General features: G+C 64.3%; 18 protein-coding genes and 1 pseudogene. 9 read left to right on the forward strand and 10 right to left on the reverse strand.

The window, feature by feature from the left end; genetic code table 11:
• Nucleotides 1-218: 218 nt before the first annotated feature.
• The 5 genes from mnmE to AC0L3K_RS02010 all read left to right on the forward strand — a co-directional run bounded on the left by mnmE (nucleotide 219) and on the right by AC0L3K_RS02010 (nucleotide 6,619).
• Nucleotides 219-1,577, forward strand: coding sequence for a tRNA uridine-5-carboxymethylaminomethyl(34) synthesis GTPase MnmE (gene mnmE, locus AC0L3K_RS01990; protein WP_473365423.1), 1,359 nt, complete (start codon nucleotides 219-221; stop codon nucleotides 1,575-1,577).
• 446 nt (nucleotides 1,578-2,023) lie between these two features.
• Nucleotides 2,024-3,904, forward strand: coding sequence for a tRNA uridine-5-carboxymethylaminomethyl(34) synthesis enzyme MnmG (gene mnmG / locus AC0L3K_RS01995; RefSeq protein ID WP_473365424.1), 1,881 nt, complete (start codon nucleotides 2,024-2,026; stop codon nucleotides 3,902-3,904).
• Nucleotides 3,905-3,911: 7 nt separating this feature from the next.
• Nucleotides 3,912-4,685 (forward strand): 16S rRNA (guanine(527)-N(7))-methyltransferase RsmG, encoded by a 774-nt coding sequence (rsmG, locus tag AC0L3K_RS02000; protein ID WP_219681893.1) that lies wholly within the window; start codon nucleotides 3,912-3,914, stop codon nucleotides 4,683-4,685.
• A gap of 29 nt (nucleotides 4,686-4,714) precedes the next feature.
• Nucleotides 4,715-5,569, forward strand: a complete 855-nt coding sequence (locus tag AC0L3K_RS02005; RefSeq protein ID WP_007598621.1) for a ParA family protein — start codon at nucleotides 4,715-4,717, stop codon at nucleotides 5,567-5,569.
• A 162-nt stretch (nucleotides 5,570-5,731) separates the two neighbouring features.
• The gene (locus tag AC0L3K_RS02010; RefSeq protein ID WP_473365425.1) at nucleotides 5,732-6,619 is read left to right on the forward strand and encodes a ParB/RepB/Spo0J family partition protein; all 888 of its coding nucleotides are present in this window, start codon (nucleotides 5,732-5,734) and stop codon (nucleotides 6,617-6,619) included.
• 166 nt (nucleotides 6,620-6,785) lie between these two features.
• On the opposite strand, the gene holA is transcribed toward AC0L3K_RS02010, so the two are convergent.
• Genes holA through leuS form a run of 3 tightly spaced genes read right to left on the reverse strand, consistent with a single transcriptional unit; the run spans nucleotide 6,786 to nucleotide 11,024 of the window.
• A complete protein-coding gene (gene holA / locus AC0L3K_RS02015) occupies nucleotides 6,786-7,814 on the reverse strand; it encodes a DNA polymerase III subunit delta (protein ID WP_473365426.1) in 1,029 nt (342 codons plus the stop codon).
• Between the two features lie 47 nt (nucleotides 7,815-7,861).
• The gene (gene lptE / locus AC0L3K_RS02020) at nucleotides 7,862-8,413 is read right to left on the reverse strand and encodes an LPS assembly lipoprotein LptE (RefSeq protein ID WP_354168451.1); all 552 of its coding nucleotides are present in this window, start codon (nucleotides 8,411-8,413) and stop codon (nucleotides 7,862-7,864) included.
• Nucleotides 8,400-11,024 carry a leucine--tRNA ligase gene (gene leuS / locus AC0L3K_RS02025; RefSeq protein WP_473365427.1) on the reverse strand — a complete coding sequence of 875 codons (2,625 nt, stop codon included), beginning with the start codon at nucleotides 11,022-11,024 and terminating at the stop codon, nucleotides 8,400-8,402. The genes lptE and leuS overlap by 14 nt, the downstream gene beginning before the upstream one ends.
• Before the next feature lie 222 nt (nucleotides 11,025-11,246).
• Here leuS and AC0L3K_RS02030 point away from each other — a divergent pair.
• A pseudogene (locus AC0L3K_RS02030) lies at nucleotides 11,247-11,354 on the forward strand (GGDEF domain-containing protein); the annotation flags it as partial.
• A gap of 3 nt (nucleotides 11,355-11,357) precedes the next feature.
• Here the strand turns inward: AC0L3K_RS02030 and AC0L3K_RS02035 are convergent.
• Nucleotides 11,358-13,055 (reverse strand): diguanylate cyclase domain-containing protein, encoded by a 1,698-nt coding sequence (locus tag AC0L3K_RS02035; protein WP_007598626.1) that lies wholly within the window; start codon nucleotides 13,053-13,055, stop codon nucleotides 11,358-11,360.
• Nucleotides 13,056-13,162: 107 nt separating this feature from the next.
• Between AC0L3K_RS02035 and AC0L3K_RS02040 the strand changes: the two genes are divergently transcribed.
• Complete coding sequence (locus AC0L3K_RS02040) at nucleotides 13,163-13,852, forward strand: YggS family pyridoxal phosphate-dependent enzyme (RefSeq protein ID WP_473365428.1); 690 nt, start codon at nucleotides 13,163-13,165, stop codon at nucleotides 13,850-13,852.
• A 156-nt stretch (nucleotides 13,853-14,008) separates the two neighbouring features.
• On the opposite strand, the gene AC0L3K_RS02045 is transcribed toward AC0L3K_RS02040, so the two are convergent.
• Together AC0L3K_RS02045 and AC0L3K_RS02050 are read right to left on the reverse strand one after the other, a co-directional pair.
• A complete protein-coding gene (locus AC0L3K_RS02045) occupies nucleotides 14,009-14,782 on the reverse strand; it encodes a 2-keto-4-pentenoate hydratase (RefSeq protein WP_354200336.1) in 774 nt (257 codons plus the stop codon).
• Nucleotides 14,783-14,788: 6 nt separating this feature from the next.
• The gene (locus tag AC0L3K_RS02050; RefSeq protein ID WP_354200337.1) at nucleotides 14,789-15,325 is read right to left on the reverse strand and encodes a L,D-transpeptidase family protein; all 537 of its coding nucleotides are present in this window, start codon (nucleotides 15,323-15,325) and stop codon (nucleotides 14,789-14,791) included.
• A 235-nt stretch (nucleotides 15,326-15,560) separates the two neighbouring features.
• Here AC0L3K_RS02050 and AC0L3K_RS02055 point away from each other — a divergent pair, with 235 nt between their 5' ends.
• Nucleotides 15,561-16,247, forward strand: coding sequence for a response regulator transcription factor (locus tag AC0L3K_RS02055; RefSeq protein WP_007598630.1), 687 nt, complete (start codon nucleotides 15,561-15,563; stop codon nucleotides 16,245-16,247).
• 58 nt (nucleotides 16,248-16,305) lie between these two features.
• Nucleotides 16,306-16,749 (forward strand): cyclic nucleotide-binding domain-containing protein, encoded by a 444-nt coding sequence (locus AC0L3K_RS02060; protein ID WP_473365429.1) that lies wholly within the window; start codon nucleotides 16,306-16,308, stop codon nucleotides 16,747-16,749.
• A gap of 96 nt (nucleotides 16,750-16,845) precedes the next feature.
• Here the strand turns inward: AC0L3K_RS02060 and xth are convergent, their stop codons facing one another.
• The 4 genes from xth to AC0L3K_RS02080 form a co-directional block, all read right to left on the reverse strand.
• The gene (gene xth / locus AC0L3K_RS02065; protein WP_473365430.1) at nucleotides 16,846-17,661 is read right to left on the reverse strand and encodes an exodeoxyribonuclease III; all 816 of its coding nucleotides are present in this window, start codon (nucleotides 17,659-17,661) and stop codon (nucleotides 16,846-16,848) included.
• Nucleotides 17,662-17,814: 153 nt separating this feature from the next.
• Nucleotides 17,815-18,570, reverse strand: a complete 756-nt coding sequence (locus AC0L3K_RS02070) for an outer membrane lipoprotein carrier protein LolA (protein ID WP_035995361.1) — start codon at nucleotides 18,568-18,570, stop codon at nucleotides 17,815-17,817.
• A gap of 152 nt (nucleotides 18,571-18,722) precedes the next feature.
• Complete coding sequence (locus AC0L3K_RS02075) at nucleotides 18,723-21,197, reverse strand: DNA translocase FtsK (RefSeq protein ID WP_035993868.1); 2,475 nt, start codon at nucleotides 21,195-21,197, stop codon at nucleotides 18,723-18,725.
• Between the two features lie 9 nt (nucleotides 21,198-21,206).
• Nucleotides 21,207-22,421 (reverse strand): aminotransferase class I/II-fold pyridoxal phosphate-dependent enzyme, encoded by a 1,215-nt coding sequence (locus AC0L3K_RS02080; protein ID WP_354127092.1) that lies wholly within the window; start codon nucleotides 22,419-22,421, stop codon nucleotides 21,207-21,209.
• Nucleotides 22,422-22,682: the final 261 nt, after the last annotated feature.

The following is a 22,682-nucleotide window of genomic DNA, read 5'->3' on the forward strand; positions in this document are numbered from 1 at the left end:
GTTGCCTCGACCGGATTTTGTAATAAGGCATTGATACTACTTGGTAATATTTATTATCCGGCTCGTTTATCATTCCGCAGTGAGTAATTCTCGCAGCAATTGCCACTGGATATTGCATTGCAACATAGGTTTTGCTGCAGGATTTGGCGCAGCAAAACCCGCCGTTCGTCAGCCGAAACGGATGTTTGCCTTTTCTCTCTCAGCCGGACAAATAGGCCATGCATCCGCGAGACCACACCATCTTTGCGCTGTCGTCCGGCCGTCCGCCGAGTGCGCTCGCGGTGGTGCGCGTCTCCGGGCCAAGCGCCAGCCTGGTGCTGACGGCGCTGGCGGGCAAGCTGCCGGCGCCGAGACAGGCCAGCCGCCGGCTCCTGCATGACGGCGTGGGCCAGCCGATCGACGATTCGGTAGTGTTGTGGTTTCCAGGCCCCGCCAGCGCGACGGGGGAGGACGTCGCCGAATTCCACGTCCATGGAGGCCGCGCGGTGCTGGCCGCGCTCTTCGCCGCTATTTCCGTAATTCCGAATATGCGCGCCGCCGAGCCCGGCGAATTCACCCGGCGCGCCTTCGAGAATGGCAAGCTCGACCTGACCGAGGCGGAGGGCCTCGACGATCTCATTCACGCCGACACCGACCGCCAGCGCCGCCAGGCGTTACGGCAGTTGCAGGGTCTGCTCGGCAATCGCGCGCGCGACTGGCGCGAGCGCATCATCGAGGCCTCGGCCTTGATCGAGGCCGGCATCGATTTCTCCGACGAGGGCGATGTGCCCGCCGAGTTGATGGCGCCTGCGGTCAAGGCGATCAGTGCGCTGCACGACGAAATCACAGAAGTCCTTGCGGCACAGGGACAAGCTGAACGTTTGCGAGACGGCCTGGTGGTTGCGATCGCGGGCGAGCCGAATGTCGGCAAGTCGACGCTGATCAACCAGCTCGCGCGCCGCGACGTCGCGATCGTCTCGCCGCATGCCGGTACGACGCGCGATGTGATCGAGGTGCAGCTCGATCTCGACGGCTATCCTGTCACGGTGATCGACACGGCCGGGATTCGCGAGACCGACGATCCGGTCGAGCAGGAGGGTGTGCGCCGGGCGCGGGCGCGAGCCGAAGACGCCGACCTCGTGTTGTGGCTGGTGGAGGCTGGGCGCGCTGTTGATCCGGCCGCGATGCCGCTGCTGGGGAAGTCCGGCAACGCAGGCAGTCGCTCCGGCGGCTCGGTCTGGATCGTACGCAACAAGATCGATCTTGGCGGGGTCGAGGACGTCGGCCCGCGCGGTGAGTTCGGAATCGCAGCGAGCCGGGGGGACGGCATCCCCGAGCTGGTCGATGCCCTCGTGAAATTCGCCGCCGACTTCTTCGGAACGACCGAGGGGGCCTTGGTGACCCGGGCCCGCCAACGGGATCTGCTCCGCCGGGCAGCGGACAGCTTGCGCCGGAGTCTGGATCTCGTAGAACAGGGTGAGGAGCTCGCCGCCGAAGAGCTGCGCGCTGCGGCCTATGCCTTGGGCCGGCTGTTGGGTCGGGTGGATGTCGAAGACGTCTTGGGTGCCATTTTCCAGAAATTCTGTGTTGGGAAGTAGCGCTAGTTCTTCATTGTAGAACTAGCCTTTGTTCCACCTCTTCCGTTTCACGTGAAACGCGGCAGCCGCTGTTCAAGCTGTTTCACGTGAAACATTGGCCCTTGAGGTTCACTCGGTCGCCCTCGGGACTGACTGCGCTGCGAGCGATGGCGCCTTAAGGAGCGGGAGTGCGGAAGGGGCACCCCGCAATGCCGGTTGTAGGCTCTGCCGTGGCCTTTCCGATCACCGTCCGTCCTCAGGCGTTGCGACCTACGGACCACGCTTTTCCCTTCGTAATCTCCATTTCCCCTGACTAAAAATGGTAATCTTTCCAAGGGCCATTCTACTGTGCATGGGGTTGTTTTCGCGGAAAACACTTGGGCTCCGCTTTCCCCGTTTCACGTGAAACAACTGCCTTGACCAGTTTCCACTTCCGGCTTGCCCGCCTCTGAGTTAGAAGTCCGCCCATGCGAACAGAGCGAGAGAGCTTCGACGTCATCGTGATTGGCGGCGGCCACGCCGGCTGTGAGGCCGCTTCTGCCTCTGCCCGGATGGGCGCGGCGACCGCCCTGGTGACGCACCGTTTCTCCACGGTCGGCGCAATGTCCTGCAATCCCGCGATTGGCGGTCTCGGCAAGGGCCATCTGGTTCGCGAGGTCGACGCGCTCGATGGTCTGATGGGCCGGGTCGGAGACGCCGGCGGCATCCAATTTCGCGTCCTCAATCGACGTAAGGGCCCGGCGGTGCGTGGTCCGCGCGCCCAGGCCGACCGGAAGCTCTATGCCGCCGCGATGCAGGCGGCGATCCGGGAGACCGAGGGTCTTTCCGTCATCGAAGGCGAGGCGGACGAGCTGATCGTGGTCGAGGGACGGGTGATCGGCCTGCGCCTGGCAGATGGCCGCGAACTTCGGGCAGGGGCTGTCGTCGTCACCACCGGCACCTTCCTCCGCGGTCTGATCCATCTCGGAGAGAAGAACTGGCCGGCCGGCAGGGTTGGCGAGGCGCCGGCAATGGGCCTTTCGACGTCCTTCGAGCGCGCCGGGTTCACCCTTGGACGGCTCAAGACAGGGACACCGCCGCGTCTGGATGGCACCACGATCGACTGGCCGGCGGTCGAGATGCAGCCGGGGGACGAGCCTCCGGAGCCGTTTTCCGTGATGACCGAGCGGATCACGACGCCGCAGATCCAGTGCGGGATCACCCGCACCACGCCTGCGACCCACGACGTGATCAGGGCCAATGTCCATCGTTCTCCGATGTACTCCGGCCAGATCAAGAGCTCCGGACCGCGCTATTGCCCCTCGATCGAGGACAAGATCGTTCGCTTCGGCGATCGCGATGGTCACCAGATCTTCCTGGAGCCGGAGGGGCTCGACGACAGCACGGTCTATCCCAACGGCATCTCCACTTCGCTGCCGGAGGAGGTCCAGCTCGCCATCCTCGCAACCATTCCCGGCCTGGAGCGGGTCAAGATGGTCCGGCCGGGCTATGCCATCGAATACGACCACGTCGATCCCCGGGAGCTCGATCCGACCCTCCAGACCAAGCGTCTGCGCGGCCTGTTCCTGGCCGGGCAGATCAACGGCACCACGGGGTACGAGGAAGCCGCTGGCCAGGGCATCGTGGCCGGGCTGAACGCGGCATTGGCCGCGAGCGGCGCCGCGCTGACGGTGTTCGACCGCGCCGATGGCTATCTCGGCGTCATGATCGACGACCTCGTCACCCGCGGCATCAGCGAACCCTATCGGATGTTCACCTCCAGGGCCGAGTACCGGCTGACCCTGCGCGCAGACAATGCCGATCAGCGCTTGACCGAGAAGGGCATCGCCCTGGGATGCGTCGGGAGCGCCCGGACCGTGCATCATCGCGCCAAGATGGACGCCCTGAATGCGGCTCGAGCGCTGTCGAAGTCGCTGACGATCACCCCGAACGAAGCGATCAAGCATGGACTGTCCCTGAACCGGGACGGCCAGCGGCGGTCGGCCTTCGAGCTGATGGCCTATCCCGACATCGGCTGGAGCCAGGTCCGTGCGATCTGGCCGGAGCTCGCTGCCATTGATCCCGTCATTGCCACCCATCTTGAGATCGACGCGAAGTACGACGTCTATCTGGAGCGCCAGAGCGCCGACGTCGAAGCCTTCAGGCGGGATGAGGGGATGGTGCTGTCGGACGTCGACTACCAGCAGGTCCCCGGTCTCTCCAATGAGGTCCGGGCCAAGCTGGAGAAGGCACGTCCGTTCACGGTTGGCCAAGCCGGCCGAATCGACGGGATGACGCCGGCCGCGCTCGGCATCCTTGCGGCCTATCTCCGCCGCGAAGCGCGGAAGACGTCCAAAGCGATCGCATAGGTTTCACGTGAAACAGCGCGGGCCGGGCGGCGGCAGATCGTCATCAGCAAAACCCTCGGCGGGAGAGGGCGCCGGTGGTCGCTTCGAACCGGCGCCGACCAGACCGAAGATCGACAAGGCCAGCGCCAACGATCGATCGCTGGACGCCGTCATCGCAGCCGACAAGATTGCGGCGCTCAAGCTTGCTCCCGTTTCACATGAAACGGAGGCCCGGCTCGATCGCTACATCGCACTGCTCCGGGAGTGGCAGGCCAAGACCAACCTGGTCGCGCCCTCGACATTGCCGCATCTCTGGACCCGGCACATCGCCGACTCGCTTCAGCTCGTCGCTCTTGCGCCATCGGCCAAACGCTGGGCTGACTTGGGCAGCGGCGGCGGCTTCCCCGGCATAGTGCTGGCTTGCGCCATGGCGGGGACGGCCGGGGCCAGCGTCCATCTGGTCGAGCGAATCGCCAAGAAGGCGGCCTTCCTGCGCGAAGCCGTCCGCATAACTACATCCCCGGGAGTCGTACATCTCGCTGAGATCGGGGATAATGTGGATAGAATCACCGGCCCGGTCGATTGCGTCACCGCGCGTGCGCTGGCTCCGCTACACCAACTCATCGGCTTTGCGGAGCCGCTGATGCGCCAGGGCGCAAAAGCGTTGTTTCTCAAGGGTCAAGATGTAGAGTCTGAATTGACCGAAGCTACTAAATATTGGAATATTCAGCCGCAGCTCCACCAAAGCCGGACAGGCGACGGTTGGATCGTCGAGCTGGCTTCCGTCGAACGGCGCGGGTGAGGCGTCAGGGGCCGAGTGGGGAATTTGCGATGAGCGTGATTGACGAACCGCAGCAAGAACAGACCGCCGCCGTCCCGCAGGGCCATCCGCGCATCCTGGCGCTGGCGAATCAGAAGGGCGGCGTGGGAAAAACAACCACGGCGATCAATCTCGGCACGGCGCTCGCTGCGATCGGCGAACGCGTCCTGATCGTCGATCTCGATCCGCAGGGCAACGCCTCGACCGGCCTCGGCATTGATCGCCGCAACCGCTCCTGCTCGACCTATGACGTGCTGGTGGGCGAGGCGAGCCTGCGGGAAGCGGTGGTGTCGACTGCGGTGCCGCGGCTGCATATCGCGCCCTCGACCATGGATCTCTCCGGCCTCGAGCTCGAGCTCGGCACCACGCCCGGTCGTGCGTACAAGCTGCGCGACGCGATCAGCGCGCTCAACAACAACGTCTCGCCCGACGCCGATTACACCTACGTGCTGATCGACTGTCCGCCCTCGCTCAATCTGATCACCGTGAACGCGATGGCGGCTTCCGACGCGATCCTGGTGCCGCTGCAGTGCGAGTTCTTCGCGCTCGAAGGTCTGTCGCAATTGCTGCAGACGGTGGAGCAGGTGCGTTCGACGCTCAATCCGAACCTGTCGATCCACGGCATCGTGCTGACCATGTTCGACTCGCGCAACAATCTCTCGAACCAGGTCGTTGCCGACGTCCGGCAGTTCATGGGCGAGAAGGTCTACAAGACCATGATCCCGCGCAACGTGCGCATCTCGGAGGCGCCGTCCTACGGCAAACCGGTGCTGGTCTACGATCTCAAATGCGTCGGCAGCGAAGCTTATCTGCGGCTCGCCACCGAAGTGATCCAGCGCGAGCGCGAACTGCGGACGACGCATTGATCCACCGCCGGCCCGTAGGGTGGGTTAGCCGAAGGCGTAACCCACCACGTCTGGTGCCTCGAACGAAGTGATGGTGGGTTACGCTTCGCTAACCCACCCTACGATTCTACAATTCGATATTCAGTTCTGGAGTGCTGCAGCGTGAATCCAAGGGAGCTGGCGATGGCCGACGAAGCGCGTTCGCGATTGGGCCGGGGTCTTGCGAGTCTGATCGGTGACGTCGGCGGCGAGGCTCAGCACGTCGATCGTCCGCGCGCGCAGCGCAAGGTGCCGATCGAATTCATCAAGCCCAATCCGCGCAACCCGCGCCGCACCTTTTCGGAAAGCGAGCTCAGGGAGCTCAGCGATTCCATCAGGCAGCATGGCGTGATCCAGCCGATCGTGGTGCGCCCGGTGAAGGGTGCACAGGACCGCTTCGAGATCATCGCCGGCGAACGGCGCTGGCGCGCCTCGCAAATGGCCGGCCTGCACGAAGTGCCGATCGTCCCCGTCGACATCAGCGACAGCGATGCGCTGGAGTTCGCGATCGTCGAGAATGTGCAGCGCGAAGACCTCAACCCGATGGAAGAGGCGCTCGGGTATCACGCGCTCGCCAACGAGTTCAAACGCAGCCAGGACGACATCGCCAAAGTCGTCGGCAAGAGCCGCAGCCACATCGCCAACATGATGCGGCTGACGAAGCTTCCCGCCGAGGTGCAAGCCTTGATCACGAGCGGCGATCTGACCGCTGGTCATGCCCGCGCGCTGATCGGCGTGCCTGATCCGCTCGCGGCTGCCAAGCGTATCGTCGAAGAGGGCCTCAACGTCCGCCAGACCGAGGCGCTGGCGCATGAAGAGGGCGTGCCGGAGCGCAAGCCGCAGAAGGCCCGCAGCACCGGGGGGAAGGAAAAGGATCCTGATACGATCGATCTGGAAAAGCGCGTCAGCGATGCGCTCGGGCTGAAGGTCACGGTGAGCCACCGCGACCCCGGCGGCTCCGTGCAGATCAATTACCGCAACCTCGATCAGCTCGACGAGGTGATACGGCGGCTGGCGAAGGGCGCGGTGTAGGCCGCTTGGTGTCGTCCTGGCGAAAGCCAGGACCCATACCGCGTGATGTCTCGATTGGATCTGGTCGCAACACCGGACTACGAATCTTCCCCAAACCTCTCCCTGGGGTAATGGTCCTGGCTCCCGTGGGCAATTGCGCACTAGGCCAGGACGACATTAGGCGTGCTCAGCTCCGCCGCTTCGCGTTCGCGGCGATCGCCATCAGCGTGCGCTGGGCGATGGCGGCGGCGAGGGTGGATTGCTTGCGCGTGTCGAGCGCGGCGGTTGCGAGCTGCTCGATGATGGCGGCGAGCCGCGCTACGCTGAAATTGCGCAGTGCGGTTTCGACCGCGGGCTTCCGCGAAAAATGCAGGCGCGGATAGCCGCCGTCGAGCACGGCGGAAGCGGGCGTGCCGTCGGCGATCGCGAGCGCCGATTTGTGCAGCCACGCCGCCTGACGCTGCGCCGCAGAGATGATCACGCCGGGGTATGTGCCCGCTATCATGGCTTTGGCAAACTCGTTCTCGACGATCTCGGGCCGGCCGGCGAAGGCGCCATCGACGATCGGATCGAGTTTCAGCTCCGACGCATCGGCGACGACAGCCATCACGTCATCCAGCGTGATCTCGCCCTTGCCATGGGCATAGAGCGTGAGCTTGCGCAGCTCGTTGCGGGAGGCCTGGCGGTCGCCGCCGAGGAACGACATCAGCGCCGCGCGGGCATCCTGCGCGATGCGCAAATTGGCGATGCGGAGCTCGTCCTCCATCAGCTTGGCGAGGTCGCGCTCGGTATCGGGATAGCAGGCGATCGCGACGGCCGTCTTGGCGCGTTCGCAGGCCTTGCGCAGCGGCGATTCCGGGCGCAGCTCGCCGGCCTCGATCACGATGCGGCAATCCTTCACGCCCATCTCAGCCAGCGTGTCGATAGCGCTGGCAAAGCTGCGCGAGCCGGCGCGCACGCGGATGGCGCGGCGGCCGCCGAACAGCGGCACCGTCATGGCCTCGTCGACGAGGCGCGACGGCTCGGCGGAGAGCTCGTCGCCATCGACCTTGACCAGCGAGAACGGATCGTTGGGATCGTCGACAGCCGAGGCGATCAGCGCATCCGCGCGTTCGCGGACCAGGCCGGCGTCTGGACCATAGAGCAGGATGATCGAACGGCCCGCATCGGGGCGGGCGAGAAAGGCGTCAATCTCTTTTCCGCGCAGCGCGACCATGTTGCCTGGGATTCGTCATTCCGGGCGAACCGGGGTGACGGGATGAATTAAGTGCCCGCGGTGAAGAACGAGGCGAGGCGAGTCGTGATGTTCTCGGCGATCTCGTTGGCAGCACGATCCTCGGCATCACGTATTGCGCGGTTGCGGCTGAAACGCTGATAGGAGCCGGGCATGTCGTAGGATACGCGGGAGAACGTGGTGCCGGTCATCACCGACTTGCCGCTGACGACCTCGATCAGATTGTACTGGGCGTCGAGGCCGTAGTTTTCGCTGCTCGGCAGGCCGGTATTGGGATCGACGATCAGCGACGACTTGCTGCTTGAGAAGCGGATCTCCAGGCGGTGGGTCGGCGGCATGCCGGTGGCGGTGCCATAGAGCCTGAAGGCCAGCGCGTTGCGGACCTCGACGCCGACGCGGGCCTCGCGCGAGGCATTGGCTTTGGAGATCGGGGGCAGATCGACCCCCATCAGCTTCTCGCGCAGGCCGGGCGTACCGTCGGTGTGCTCGGCATACATCGGGTGGAAGCAGCCGGCCGTCATGGCCGCCAGTGCGGCGACCGCCAGCAAGCGGGCTGCGATGCGGATCCTAGCCGACAACATTCACGATCCTCTTGGGGACGATAATCACCTTGCGGACGGGCTTGCCATCCAGGGCCAGTTTTACCGCATCGAGGGCCAAAACGGCAGCCTCGATTTCCGGATTCTCGGCCGCTGTTGCAACTGTGACCTCGCCCCGCTTCTTGCCGTTGACCTGAACCACCAGGGTCACACTGTCTTCAACCAGCAAATCACGTTCGATTTGGGGCCAATTGGCCTCGGAAACCAGCCCGCTGTGGCCGAGAGCCTGCCAACATTCCTCGGCCAGATGCGGCATCATCGGGGAGAACAGCTGGACCAGGATCTGGCTCGCCTCCCGGATCGCCCAAGCCAAATCTGGAGCCGGCTGGCCGGGACGCTGCAAGACCTCCGCGAACGCATTGGTGAATTCGCGAATATGGGCGAGGCAGACGTTGAAGTGCAGCCGCTCGATCCCGGTGGTGACCTTGTCCAGCGCACCATGGGCGGCCTTGCGCAAGGCGGTGGCGTCCGGGCCGAAGCCGGCGGGCCGGGCGGCCGGCGCGGCCTTGCCGGGTTCGATCGAGTCGTTCACCAGCCGCCACAGCCGCTGCACGAAGCGCGAGGCGCCCTGGACGCGCTCATCGCTCCAGATCACGTCGCGCTCGGGCGGGGAGTCCGACAGCATGAACCAGCGGGCGACGTCGGCGCCATAGGTCTCGATGATGTCGTCGGGATCGACCGTGTTCTTCTTAGACTTCGACATCTTTTCGATCGGACCGATCTGGATGTCTTCGCCTGACGTCAGCAGCGTGGCGCGGCGGCCGTTGGCGCCGGTCTCGACCTTCACCTCGACCGGCTGGACGTAGGTGCCGTCGGCCTTCTGGTAGGTCTCGTGCACCACCATGCCCTGCGTGAACATGCCGGCGAACGGCTCGTCCAGTGCGATGTGCCCGGTCGCTTTCATCGCGCGCGTGAAGAAGCGGCTGTAGAGCAGATGCAGGATCGCGTGCTCGACGCCGCCGATATACTGGTCGACCGGCAGCATCCGGTTGGCGACCTCTGGCGTCGTCGGCGCGTTCTCGTTCCAGGGATCGGTGAAGCGCGCAAAGTACCAGGACGAATCTACGAAGGTGTCCATGGTGTCGGTTTCGCGCTGCGCCTTGCCGCCGCATTGCGGACAGGTCACGTGCTTCCAGGTCGGGTGATGATCGAGCGCGTTGCCTGGCTTGTCGAAGCTCACATCCTCCGGCAGCACCACGGGGAGGTCGGCATCCGGCACCGGCACCACGTCGCACTTCGGACAGTGGATGACAGGAATCGGGCAGCCCCAATAGCGCTGGCGCGAAATGCCCCAGTCGCGCAGGCGGAAATTGACCTGACGCTCGCCGACCGGAGCGTTGCCGCGCAGCTCGCTCTCGAGACGCTTCGCCACCTCGTCCTTGGCCTGATCGATGGTCATGCCGTCGAGGAAGCGCGAATTGATCATGCGGCCGTCACCGTCATAGGCGGTATCGGTGATGACGAACGATTTCGGATCCTGGCCCTCGGGGCACACCACCGGCGTATTGCCGAGAGCATACTTGTTGACGAAGTCGAGGTCGCGCTGATCGTGGGCAGGGCAGCCGAAGATGGCGCCGGTGCCGTATTCCATCAGCACGAAGTTCGCGACATAGACCGGCAGCTTCCAGCTCGGATCGAACGGATGGACCGCGCGGATGCCGGTATCGAATCCCTGTTTCTCGGCGGTGTCGATGATCTCCTGCGCCGTGCCCATCCGCTTGATCTCGCCGATGAACTCGGCGAGCTCCTGATTTTTCGCCGCGGCCGCCTGCGCCAGCGGATGATCGGCCGAGATCGCCATGAATTTCGCGCCGAACAGCGTGTCGGGGCGCGTCGTGAAAATCTTCAGCTCGCTCTCGCCGGCCGGCGTCGTCGCCGCGTCGAGCGCGAAGCGGATCAGCAGCCCCTCGGACCGGCCGATCCAGTTGCGCTGCATCAGCCGCACCTTGTCGGGCCAGCGGTCCAGCGTATCCAGTGCCGACAGCAGCTCCTGCGAGTACTTCGTGATCTTGAAGACCCACTGGTTCATTTCCCGTTGTTCGACAACGGCGCCCGAACGCCAGCCTTTGCCGTCGATCACCTGCTCGTTGGCGAGCACGGTCATGTCGACGGGGTCCCAGTTCACCTTGCGCTTTTCGCGCTCGGCGAGGCCTTCGCGCAGGAAGTCCAGAAACAACTTCTGCTGGTGCTTGTAGTAGCTGGGATCGCAGGTCGCGATCTCGCGGCTCCAGTCCAGCGACAGCCCGATCGAGCGGAGCTGCTTCTTCATCGCGGCGATGTTGTCGTAGGTCCAGGCTTTCGGCGCCACCTTGCGCTCGATCGCGGCGTTCTCAGCCGGCAGGCCGAAAGCGTCCCAGCCCATCGGATGCAGCACGTTGAAACCCTTGGCGCGCATGAAGCGGGCCAGCACGTCGCCGAGCGTGTAATTGCGGACATGGCCGATATGGATGCGTCCCGACGGGTAGGGGAACATCTCCAGCACATAGTATTTCGGCCGCGGATCGTCGTTTCTGGAGACGAAGATCGCCTGTTGGTCCCAGGCGGCTTGCCAGCGCGGTTCGGCGTCGCGGGCGTTGTAGCGTTCGGAGGTCATGGAATCGTTGGGTTTTCGTGGATCTGGGCCAGCTAAAGACGGCGGACTAGGCCATAGAAGTCCTCAAGGGGTCAATGGGTTGCCGCAATTTGGGAACCTTCGCGACCGTCCCGGGCAAATAGTGCGGCCGCCATTGGGGTGTGATTAAGAGGTCGATGCCAGGTTGGTGGCCAGGACCCGAAGACTTGCGATGGCCACCAGCTTCGACGATCTCGACCGATCACAGATCTCATCGAGCGCTGCGATCGCGCGCTCTATCTCGCCAAGAACAACGGCCGCAATCGCGTGGTCACCGAGCGCGAGCTCGATGCCACCGGGGCTGCGGGTTAGCCCTCAACCCGCCATCATCATTTCCGCCGCGCCGTTGTCGATCACCATGATGCCGTGTTCGACGACGTTGTTGCGACCGCGGTGCTTGGCGGCGTAGAGCGCGGCGTCGGCGGCTTCGATCAAATCGCCCGGCCGCAAGCTCTCGTTGGGCTTCGTCGCGGCAACGCCGATCGAGACGGTGACGATCATGTGGTCGGAGGTGATGTGCGGCAGGCACAGCTTCAGCACGGCCGCGCGCGCCTGTTCGCCGATTTCGACGGCGCGCGCGATGTCGGTGTTCGGCAGCAACAGGCAGAATTCCTCACCGCCGTAGCGGGCCGCGAAGCCCATCGTGTCGGCGGCGATGCCGGACAGCGACTCGCCGAGCCTGGTCAGGCAGGAATCGCCTTCGAGATGGCCGTAGGTGTCGTTGAACAGCTTGAAATGATCGACGTCGATCATCAACAGCGCGAGGTCGCTGCCATATTGCTGCGCGCGCATCCATTCGAAGTCGAGGCGGCTCTGGAAGCCGCGGCGGTTGGCGAGCCCCGACAACATGTCGATCGAGGCCATCACCGTGAGCCGGTCGTTGCTCGCCATCAGCTCGCGTTCGCGCTGGCTGAGCTGCGCGGCCATCGCGTTGAACGCACGGGCCAGCGGCACGAACTCGGATGGCAGGCGATTGCGCGCGGCGCGCGCCGACAGATCGCCCTCGCCCAGACGCTTGGCCATGTCGGCGAGCATCCTGATCGGCTTGATCACCAGTTTCTCGGCTGCGATCAGCGCGCCGAGCAGCACGAACACGACGACGAAAGCGAGCTGGAGATAGGCGGTGCGGATGTCGCGGCTCACGGCCGCGGACACCTTGTCCTCGTCGATGCTGGCGATCAGGCGGGCATTGGTTCCGGCGATGCGGATATAGCTGACCGCGCGGCGGGAGCCGTCCGCGGCGAGGAAGGAGAGTGAACCTTCGTCCTGGTCAGACCTCAGCGCCTTGTCGGCGATCGCGGACATCAGCGGCATGTTGTCGAGCGGACGTCCGATCGCACTATGCTGGTCGGCCGGTGCCGCCAGCACGGTGCCCGCGCTGTCGACCAGCACGGCCGTGATGCCGGCGCGGCCACCCAGATTGCTCATGACCTTCGACATCCAGTCGAGGTTGACGGTGGCGAGCACGACGGCATCCGCTACGCCGCTGAAGGCGGACACCGGGTAGACCGCCATGACGGTCGGTGTCGGCACCGGGCGCGACAGGATGAAGTCGCTCAGCACGAAGCGGCCGGTTTCCTGCGCCTGCTGGAAGTACGGCCGGTCACCGAGGTCGAGGCCGACATACATGTTGTTGGTGGCGCACTGGATGCGCCCGTCCTGGCCGGCGATCAGAAGCGTGCGGATCCAGGGAAGATTCGACGGCAGGCTCGCGCGCAGCACGTCACAGCTCTTGCTGATGCCGCCGACGGAGGCGCGGATGAAAGCTTCCGATTTCAGGATGGTCTCGACCGACGATATCACCTCGCGCTGCGCGTCGGCGCTGTGTCTTGCAACGGTGGTGAATTCGGCCGTGGCCTGCGCGATCTGCCGCGTGCGCGTGTCTTCGAGCGAACGGATGCGCTCGAACATCAAGGGCGTCACCAGAATTACCGCGAGCAACGCAAGCCGCGCCCGGATTCCGAGAACCTGCTTGAGTTTCGCTCGTTTGCGGTTGAAACTGACGTTTGCCATCTTCGCTGCCCACCCCGCGGCTAAGGTAAAGCAAAGGGTTCAAAAACTCTTTCTTGAACTCGGTAAAATTAGAACTAGCTCCGCAACAACAGCTCCGATGCGACATCATGACTGAAGCCAACGCCGCGCCGCTAACCGGCCATTCACCAAACGCGCTCGCCGTGGTCGAAACCGAAATCGCGCGCGCCTGCAGGGATGCGCGGCGCGAACGTGCCTCCGTGACGCTGATTGCGGTGTCGAAAACTTTCGCCGCGGATGCAATTACCCCGGTCATCGACGCCGGACAGCGCGTATTCGGTGAAAATCGCGTGCAGGAGGCCAAAAGCAAATGGCCCGCGTTAACTTCTGTTTACCCCGATATCGCGCTGCATCTGATCGGCCCGCTGCAATCCAACAAGGCGAAAGAGGCGGTCGCGCTGTTCGATGCCATCCATTCGGTCGACCGCCCGAGCATTTGCCAGGCGTTAGCCAAGGAAATCGAATCCCAGGACAAGCACCCGGAATTGTTCGTCCAGATCAATATCGGTGAGGAGCCGCAGAAGGCCGGCATCGCCCCCGGCGAGGCCGATGCTTTCATCGCGAGCTGCCGCGACACCTACGGGCTGACAATCTCGGGGTTGATGTGCATCCCGCCGGTGGACGAGCCGCCGGCGGCGCATTTCGCGCTGACCGCCAAGATCGCCGCGCGCAATGGATTGAAGAAGCTCTCGATGGGCATGAGCGCGGATTATGCGACCGCGATCATGCTCGGCGCCACGCATGTGCGCGTGGGCAGTGCGATCTTCGGGCACCGGTGATCATAAGCGAATTTGTTTTTGGTCGTCCTGGCGAAAGCCAGGACCCATTACCGCGATAGTCTGTTTGACGAACACCGCGGCAACGACCGCTCTGCCCTTTGCGTAGATCACGCGGTATGGGTCCTGGCTTTCGCCGGGACGACAGTGGGGAAGAGCCTATTCAAACCCCACCGCCACCTTTCCCAGCGCGCCAAAGTCCGCGACAAACTGATCGCCGGCCTGGATCGGCAGCGGCGGATGGCACGTGCCCGTGGTCACCACCTCTCCTGCCCGCAAGGTGATGCCGAGGCCACGCAGCTCGTTGGCCAGCCAGACCAGGGCAATGCGGGGATCGCCGAGCACGTTCTTGCCGTGGCCGAGATAGCGCTGGCCACGCAGCGTGATCTGCGGCCGCTGCTCGACGAGATCCATGGCACGCCAGTTCGCATTCGTCGCCGCGCCCAGCACGAACAGATGCGCACAGGCATTGTCGGCGATCAGCTGCGCCTCGCCGGCGCTGGCGAAATCGGCAAAGCGCGAATCGGGAATCTCGATCGCGGGATGCAAGCTGTCCACGGCGGCGAGCACCTCGTCGACAGTATACGGCGCCGCGCGCGGCGGCAGATCGCGCGCCATGCGGAAAGCGAACTCAGGTTCGCCGACGCGCATCGCGTTGCCCTTCATCGAGACTGTGCCGCCATCGGCGATCACGGTGTCGCTCATGATCCGGCCGGCCAGCGGTCCCGCGACGTTGATGTGCTTCTGTCCGGACTCGCTTGTCGCCGCGATCTTCCAGCCGAACAAAGTCCCGCTGAGTGCGGCCTGTATGGCGTAACCCTCGGTGCGGTTCTGAGGCCGCAACGGTGGCTCCAGCGCGTCAAGCTTGGTGCCGTCGCGCCAATGTTTGATCAGGACCTGCGAAGCGGCGGCGATCTGATCCCTGTCGAGCATGTGTCCTCACCCGATGATGATTTTTGTTTTTGGTCCCAGCCGCCGCAGCAATTGTCGCATCGCCGCTTCGGTCATCGAGACGCAGCCTGCGGTCGGGCCGAAATTGTCGCGGGCCAGATGCAAAAACACCGCGCTGCCCCGGCCGGCGATCCGAGGCCTCGTATTGTGGTCGATTTCGATGATGAAGTCATAGAGATGGTCGGCCCGCTTGAGCCGGTCGCCGCCCTGCCCCTCGCCGAGGCGGATCCCCTGATTGTAGTGACGGTCCTTGGGATCCTCGCACCAGGCGTCCTCGCCGGTGATGATCCGGGCCGGCAGGAAGGTCTGCGGGCGGCTGTGCCGGTCGCCCCGCCACCACAATCGTCTGGGACGGAAGCTGCCCCTCGGGGTGCCGCCATCGCCCTCGCGCTTGTTCGCCAGAATGCCGCCGCGTCCGAGCGCCACCGGAATCGTCAGCGCTCCGGCGGTCAGCCAGCCCCGGCGCGGATTCCCGGCGGCAGGCTTAACGCGGATCGCCGACAGCGGCCCGGCGCTTCGGTTCATGGTGTAACTAGCTGAAGCAGCTTTATTTTTCATGTGAACGTGCGATGTCGAATTCATTACAGGACATTCATCAAAACGGCCTGCTATTCTGGGTTAGAGTGGTTCTGGCTTGTGAATCGGTAACAGCCCACTACTTCAACACGAACAATAATAATAACGGCGACCCCTAAACTTCCCTCTCGGTTGGGTGCAGCATGGATGCGCGCCGCGCCGGACCCCAAAAGGATGACCCCCTATGGCCAATGCCCGCAAGATCCTGATCGTGGATGACGATACCGATCTGCGCGATACGTTGGTGGAGCAATTGTCGCTGCACGAAGAATTTGAAGCCTCCGCGGTCGATACCGGCGCCAAGGGCGCGAGCGCCGCGAAGGCCAATGCCCCTGATCTCGTCCTGATGGATGTTGGCCTGCCTGACACCGATGGCCGCGAAGTGGTGCGTTCATTACGCAAGGGCGGGTTCAAGGCTCCGATCATCATGCTCACCGGGCATGACACCGATTCCGACACGATTTTGGGGCTGGAATCCGGCGCCAACGACTATGTCGCAAAACCCTTCCGCTTCGCCGTGCTGCTGGCGCGCATCCGCGCCCAGCTCCGGCAGCACGAAGCCAGCGAGGACGCGGTGTTCTCGGTCGGCCCCTACTCTTTCCGGCCCGGCTCCAAGATGCTGACCGCCGCCAACGCGCGCAAGGTCCGGCTGACGGAGAAGGAAACCGCGATCCTCCGCTTCCTCTACCGGGCCGGTCAGATGCCGGTCTCCCGCGAGACCCTGCTCCAGGAGGTCTGGGGCTACAATTCCGGCGTCACCACCCACACGCTGGAAACCCACATCTACCGCCTTCGCCAGAAGATCGAGAAGGACGCCGCGAACCCGGAGATCCTGGTCACGGAAGCCGGTGGCTACAAGCTGGTGCCGTGATACGCTTCTGGGGCGTGCGAATCGTTTTAGATTGCATGCCCTTGAGCCCCGGACCTGAATGTCAATCGACGACGATGTAGCGCTTCTCGAGCGTGTCCCGACACTGCGCCTGTTGGGAGACGCTTCGTTGCGCATGCTGGCGATCGGCTCCGAGCAGCGTGACTTCGTCCGCGGCGACGTCTTGTTCAATCTCGGCGACGATGCCGATGCCGGCTTCGTGGTCCAGCGCGGCGCCTTCCGGGTCGACGACGGCGCCGGCGCGGAGATGATCGCAAGTCCCGGTGCGCTGATCGGCGAGCTCGCGCTGATCGTGCCGATGAAGCGGCCGTCGAGCGCGATCGCGATCGAGCACGCCTCCGTCATCCGCGTCGCGCGCAGCCTGTTTCAGCGTGTGCTCGAAAGCGACCCCGCCGCCGCCGTGCGCCTGCGCGATGAATTCGCGATGCGCTCCAGCCAGATCGCCAGCGATATATTGATGGCGGGTGCGAAGCTGACCAGCTAGCAGCGCCGTAGCCCGGATGGAGCGAAGCGCAATCCGGGATTCGTGCCTCCGGAAAAACTGCCCCGGATTTCGCTGCGCTCCATCCGGGCTACAAGATCACACCTCGAGCGTCACCGTCACCGGCACATGATCCGACGGACGCTCCCAGCTGCGCGCCTCGCGCAAAATCTTGAAATCGCTGACCGCATCTTTCAGCGCGCGCGAGACCCAGATGTGGTCGAGCCTGCGGCCGCGATCGCCAACGGTCCAATCGGCGGAGCGGTAGCTCCACCAGGTGTAGACCTTTTCCGACATCGGAATGCGCTCGCGCGCGACGTCGACCCATTCGCCGGCGGCGAGCGCGGCTTGCAGCTTCTCGGTTTCGATGGGCGTGTGCGACACCACCTTCAGAAGCTGCTTGTGCGACCAGACGTCGTTCTCATGCGGAGCGACGTTGAGATCGCCGACCAGGATGTGGCGATCCTCGCCGCGCGGATGCAACGGCTCGCACGCTTTCATCTCGTCGAGGAAGCGGAGCTTGTGATCGAATTTCTCGTTCAGCGCGGGATCGGGAATGTCGCCGCCGGCCGGCACGTAGAAATTATGCACCACCAGGGGCTTCGCGATCCCGGCCTTCTCACCGAACGATACTGAGATATGGCGTGAATCAACCTTGTCGCAGAAGGTGCGGATGTCCTTCGACTCGAACGGAATCTTCGAGACGATGGCGACGCCGTGATAACCCTTCTGCCCGTTCAGCGCGACATGCTCGTAGCCGAGCCGCTTGAAGCGCTTCAGTGGAAAGGCGTCGTCGATGCACTTGGTCTCCTGGAGACACAGCACGTCCGGCCGCGAGCTCTTGAGAAATTTTGCGACCAGATCGATGCGTAGCCGCACCGAATTGATGTTCCAGGTTGTCAGGGAAAAACGCATGAGGGATGCGTCTTAGCATGGATTTGCGCGAGGAAAATGCTTGTCCACAGCAGCGGAATCGTAGGGTGGGTTAGCGCAGCGTAACCCACCATGCTTCCAAATTTGCGGACCGAGATGGTGGGTTACGCCTTCGGCTAACCCACCCTACGGCACCTAGCCCGGCGACGGGCCGTAATTGGTAAAATCGATCTTGAACATGCCGGGATCGAGCTTCTTGCTCGTGTCCAGATTATAAACGGCGATCGTGGTGTCGTAGCCTTGCGGGTCGGTGACGGTCCACTGCTTCAACTGACCGTCCTTGGCGCCGAACATCAGCAAGAGGCGGCTGGTGCCGACCAGCGCCTGCTTCTCCTCGATGGTGACGCTGACGAAGACGTCGTCGGCCGAGACGTTGACGACGTTGGTGTCCTTCATCAGGTCGATGCGGTCGGACAGCAGGAAACGCAGCGGCGTCTGCGACAGCGGATAAACGTCCTGCGTCGCGAGCTTGCGGTCGCGCACCACCAGCGACGATCCGTCGGCGACGATGTCGATCGGGCTCGGCGCGTCATATTCGAAGCGCACCTTGCCCGGCTTCTGGATGTAGAAGTCGCCTTGCGTCTTGCTGCCGTCGGGACCGACCTGGACGAAATTCCCGACCAGCGTCGACAATGACGACAAATAGGCGCTGACCTTGGCGGCCTGGGCCTTCTGGTTCGCATCGAAGGTCTGGAAGATGCTGCTCGGCACGTTGCGGCGCGGATCCGGAATCACTGGATTCGGCGGCGTCTGGGTCGCGCCGGTGACAGCGGGTCCTCCACCGGCCGGACTGCCATCGCGGCCCTTCGGTGCGGGCTTCGGCACGGGAACGGTCTGCGCGAACGACGCCGCACTCACCATCGCGGCGGTGACGAGAATCACGCCTGCCATGCGCGCGCTTCGCGCGGCGACGATGGCAGCGAATCGAATGTCCGGATGTCTGATCAACGCGTCGTCCTGTGTGGCTGGGCGCCCTTTTAGCGTGATTTCGGCCAAAAGCAGATAACGTTTTTGCGTGAAATGGTGGTCCGAGGCGGCTCGCCTCACATATGGCTGTCTTCTTCCTCGACCAGAATCTCGCGCTTGCCGGCGTGGTTGGCGGGTCCGACGATGCCCTCCAGTTCCATGCGCTCCATCAGCGATGCGGCGCGGTTATAGCCGATCTGCAGGCGGCGCTGGATGTAGCTGGTCGAGGCCTTGCGGTCGCGTTTGACGATCGCAACGGCCTGCGAGAACAAATCGCCGCCGCCATCCGCGCCCATGGCGGAGGCGTCGAACACCGCGCCGTCCTCGTCCTCGCTGGGTTCTTCGGCCGTGACGGCTTCGAGATATTCCGGCTGTCCCTGCGTCTTGAGGTGGCGCACCACCTTCTCGACTTCGTCGTCCGACGCGAACGGTCCGTGCACGCGGCTGATGCGACCGCCGCCGGCCATGTAGAGCATGTCGCCCTGGCCGAGCAGCTGCTCGGCGCCCATCTCGCCGAGAATCGTGCGGCTGTCGATCTTGGACGTGACCTGGAAGGCGATGCGGGTCGGGAAGTTCGCCTTGATGGTGCCGGTGATGACATCGACCGATGGACGCTGCGTTGCGAGGATCACGTGCAGGCCGGCGGCGCGCGCCATCTGCGCCAGACGCTGCACCGCGCCTTCGATGTCCTTGCCGGCAACCATCATCAGGTCGGCCATTTCGTCGACGATGATGACGATGTAGGGCAGCGGGTCGAGCGAGAGCTTCTCTTCCTCGTAGATCGCCTTGCCGGTTTCCTTGTCGAAGCCGGTGTGCACCGTGCGCGTTGGCTCTTCGCCCTTGGCCTTCAATTCGAGCAAGCGCGTGTTGTAACCGTCGATGTTGCGCACACCGAGCTTGGCCATGTTCTTGTAGCGCTCTTCCATCTCGCGCACGGCCCATTTCAGCGCGACCACCGCCTTCTTCGGGTCGGTCACGACGGGCGTGAGCAGATGGGGAATGCCGTCATAGACGGAGAGTTCGAGCATCTTCGGATCGACCATGATCAAGCGGCACTGGTCCGGGCGCAGCCGGTAGACCAGGCTGAGGATCATGGTGTTGATGGCGACCGATTTGCCGGAGCCGGTGGTACCGGCGATCAGCATGTGCGGCGTGCGTGCGAGGTCGATGATGACGGGATCGCCGCCGATGGTCTTGCCGAGGCAGAGCGGCAGCTTCGCAACCGAATCGACGGTCTCCTTGGCGACCAGCAGCTCGCGCAGATAGACCTTTTCGCGATGGGCGTTCGGCAGCTCGATGCCGATGGCGTTGCGGCCGGGCACGACGGCGACGCGCGCCGACAGCGCGCTCATCGAACGCGCGATGTCGTCGGACAATCCGATCACGCGCGACGATTTGATGCCCGGCGCCGGCTCCAGCTCGTACAGCGTGACCACGGGACCCGGATGGGCCTTCACGATCTCGCCGCGAACGCCGAAATCCTGCAGCACGCCTTCGAGCGCGCGCGAATTGGCTTCCAGCTCGGCCTTGCTGAGCGGCTGACGATCGCCGGCCTTCGGCGCGGCCAGCACCGACACGGACGGAAGCTCGAACTTGTCGGAGGATTTCTTGGAAGCGGCCTTGGGCGCAGCCTTCTTACGCGGGGCGCGCGCGGCCGGCTCCTCCTCCTCTTCCTCCTCCTCGTCGTCCTCGTGTTCGTCCTCGTCGTGCTCGTCTTCGGATTGGGGCGAGATCGACGGCGCGGTGCGGCCGCCACCGAGCTTCGGCTCCTGGCGGCTGAATGCAACGGCCTTGGTCTTCGGTCCGCTCGAGACCAGCGAGCGGTAGGCCGCACCAAGCAACCAGGTCAGTCGCGCCTTCGTGCTCATCAAGGCATGGAACAGCCAGCCCAGCGACACCGAACCGCGATCGCTGTCCTCGTCCTGTTCGAGCGGCTTGTCGTCGTCCTCGATGTCCGCGAGTTCGTCGTCATGCTCGCGTGCGCCGAGGCCGCAGGCGATCAGGAAGGTCGCCGCCATCGCCGCGAACAGGATCGTGCCGAGCACGATGCGATAGATCATGCCCGGCGGTCCGAAGATCACCGCGGGCGCGCGAACCAAGGCATCGCCGACCACGCCGCCGAGGCCTGTCGGCAGCGGCCAGGCGCCGCCATGTGGCCAGCAGCTGACGAAGCCCGCCGCGATCACCGTGCAGAGAATCCAGGAGCCGAGCCGCAGCGCCTCGCGGTCGAACGGGCGATGGGTCAGCATGCGCCACCCCCAGACCGCGATCGTCAGGACCAGCATGATCGCGCCGAGCCCGAGGATCTGCATCGCAAGGTCGGCGCCGATTGCGCCGGCATAGCCGAGAATGTTGCGGATCGGCCGCGACGTTGCGTGGCTGAGGCTGGGATCCTGCACCGACCAGGTCATCAGCGCCGCCGAGGCGACGCCCGACAATGCGATCAGGCCGAGACCGCTGAGCTCGCGCACGCGCCGCGCCAACCCCTCGCGGATCGAGGGCGGCAGATGGCCGACCAAGGGAATGACACGTTCGATTGTCGACATGCTCACGGGCCCCGCCTAACCCAGAGTCTCGACCAGGCGGTGCAGCGCCTGCGCCGTAGTCTCGCCATCCTGCACCAGCGCAAGGCGAATGTAGCCTGCGCCGGGATTGAAGCCGTCGGGCTGGAGCCGCGCCAGATAGCTGCCGGGCACCACGCGCACGCCTGCTTCCTTGAAGAGTTTCAGGCACACAGACACGTCGTCGCCGATTTCGGACGTGTTGAGCCAGACGCAGAAGCCGGCATCGGGCCGGCGATAGCCGTAGCGATTGCCGATGATCTGGTCGGCGAGATCGAACTTGATCCGGTAGAGCCTGCGGTTCTCCTCGACATGCGCCTCGTCGCCGTAAGCGACGGTCGCGACATGCTGGAGCGGTACCGGCACCTGCGGCGCCGCGATATTGCGCAGCTCGAGGAACATGCCGATGAGTTTTTTGTCGCCGGCGGCGAAGCCGACGCGCAGGCCCGGCAGGTTGGAGCGCTTCGACAGCGACTGGAACGCAACCACGCGGGTGAAATCAGGGCCGGCGCATTCGAGCGCGCTGCCGGGCGCTTCGCGGGTGTAGATCTCCGAATAGCACTCGTCGCTGAGGATCACGAAGCCGTAGCGGTCGGCGAGCTGCTTCAGGCGCGTGAAATAATCGCGCGAGGCGACCGAGCCCTGCGGGTTGGCGGGCGAAGCCAGATAGAACGCCACCGTGCGCGCCAGCGTCGCCTCGTCGATGGCGTCGAGATCGGGCAGGAAGCCGTTCTCAGCCGTGGTCGGCAGGTAGACCGGCTCGCAAGCGGCGGCGCGGGCGCCGGCGCCGTAGACCGGATAGAACGGGTTCGGCATCAGGATCGCCGGCTTGCCGGGACGCGGGCCGACATAGCGCGCGGCCGCGATCGCGGCGAGGAACAGGCCTTCGCGGCTGCCATTGAGGACGAGAATCTCGCTCTCGGGATCGAGGGTGCGCGGCAGCTTGAACCGCGACGACAGCCAGGCGCCGGCAGCCTTGCGGAACGGGTCGGTGCCCTTGTTCGCGGGGTAACGGCCGAAATCGGCGATGTGCTTGGCCAGTACCGGGCCGACGAAGTCGGGCACGGGATGCTGCGGCTCGCCGACGGCAAGCGAAATCAACGGCTTGCCGGGCTGATGGGGTGCCAGCAGCTCGTTCAGCCGGACGAAGGGAGAGCGTTCGCTATCGGAGCTTCCACTGTCCTGCGGCGCACGGGATGAAGCGGTCATAGCCATTCTGGACGCCAGCACTCTTGGAACAGCCGGTCGCAGCAAGGCGCCGACGGGAAGCGGTTCAGTTCACCATAGATAGGGCGAGGTTAAGACGCGATTAACCATCGGTCGCCGGCTCCGTCCAGAGCAGGAAAAATAAGGCCGGATAACAACGGGATGGCTGCGGGGGTTCTTACCGCTCCCGCTTGCGAGGGCTTTGCTTAATTGGCCGAGCGGGAGTGAGGCTCGATATGGGGTATTTTTTTGTGCGGCCTCGGATGGCGC

This window comes from Bradyrhizobium sp. MI1.10 (genome assembly GCF_055811035.1).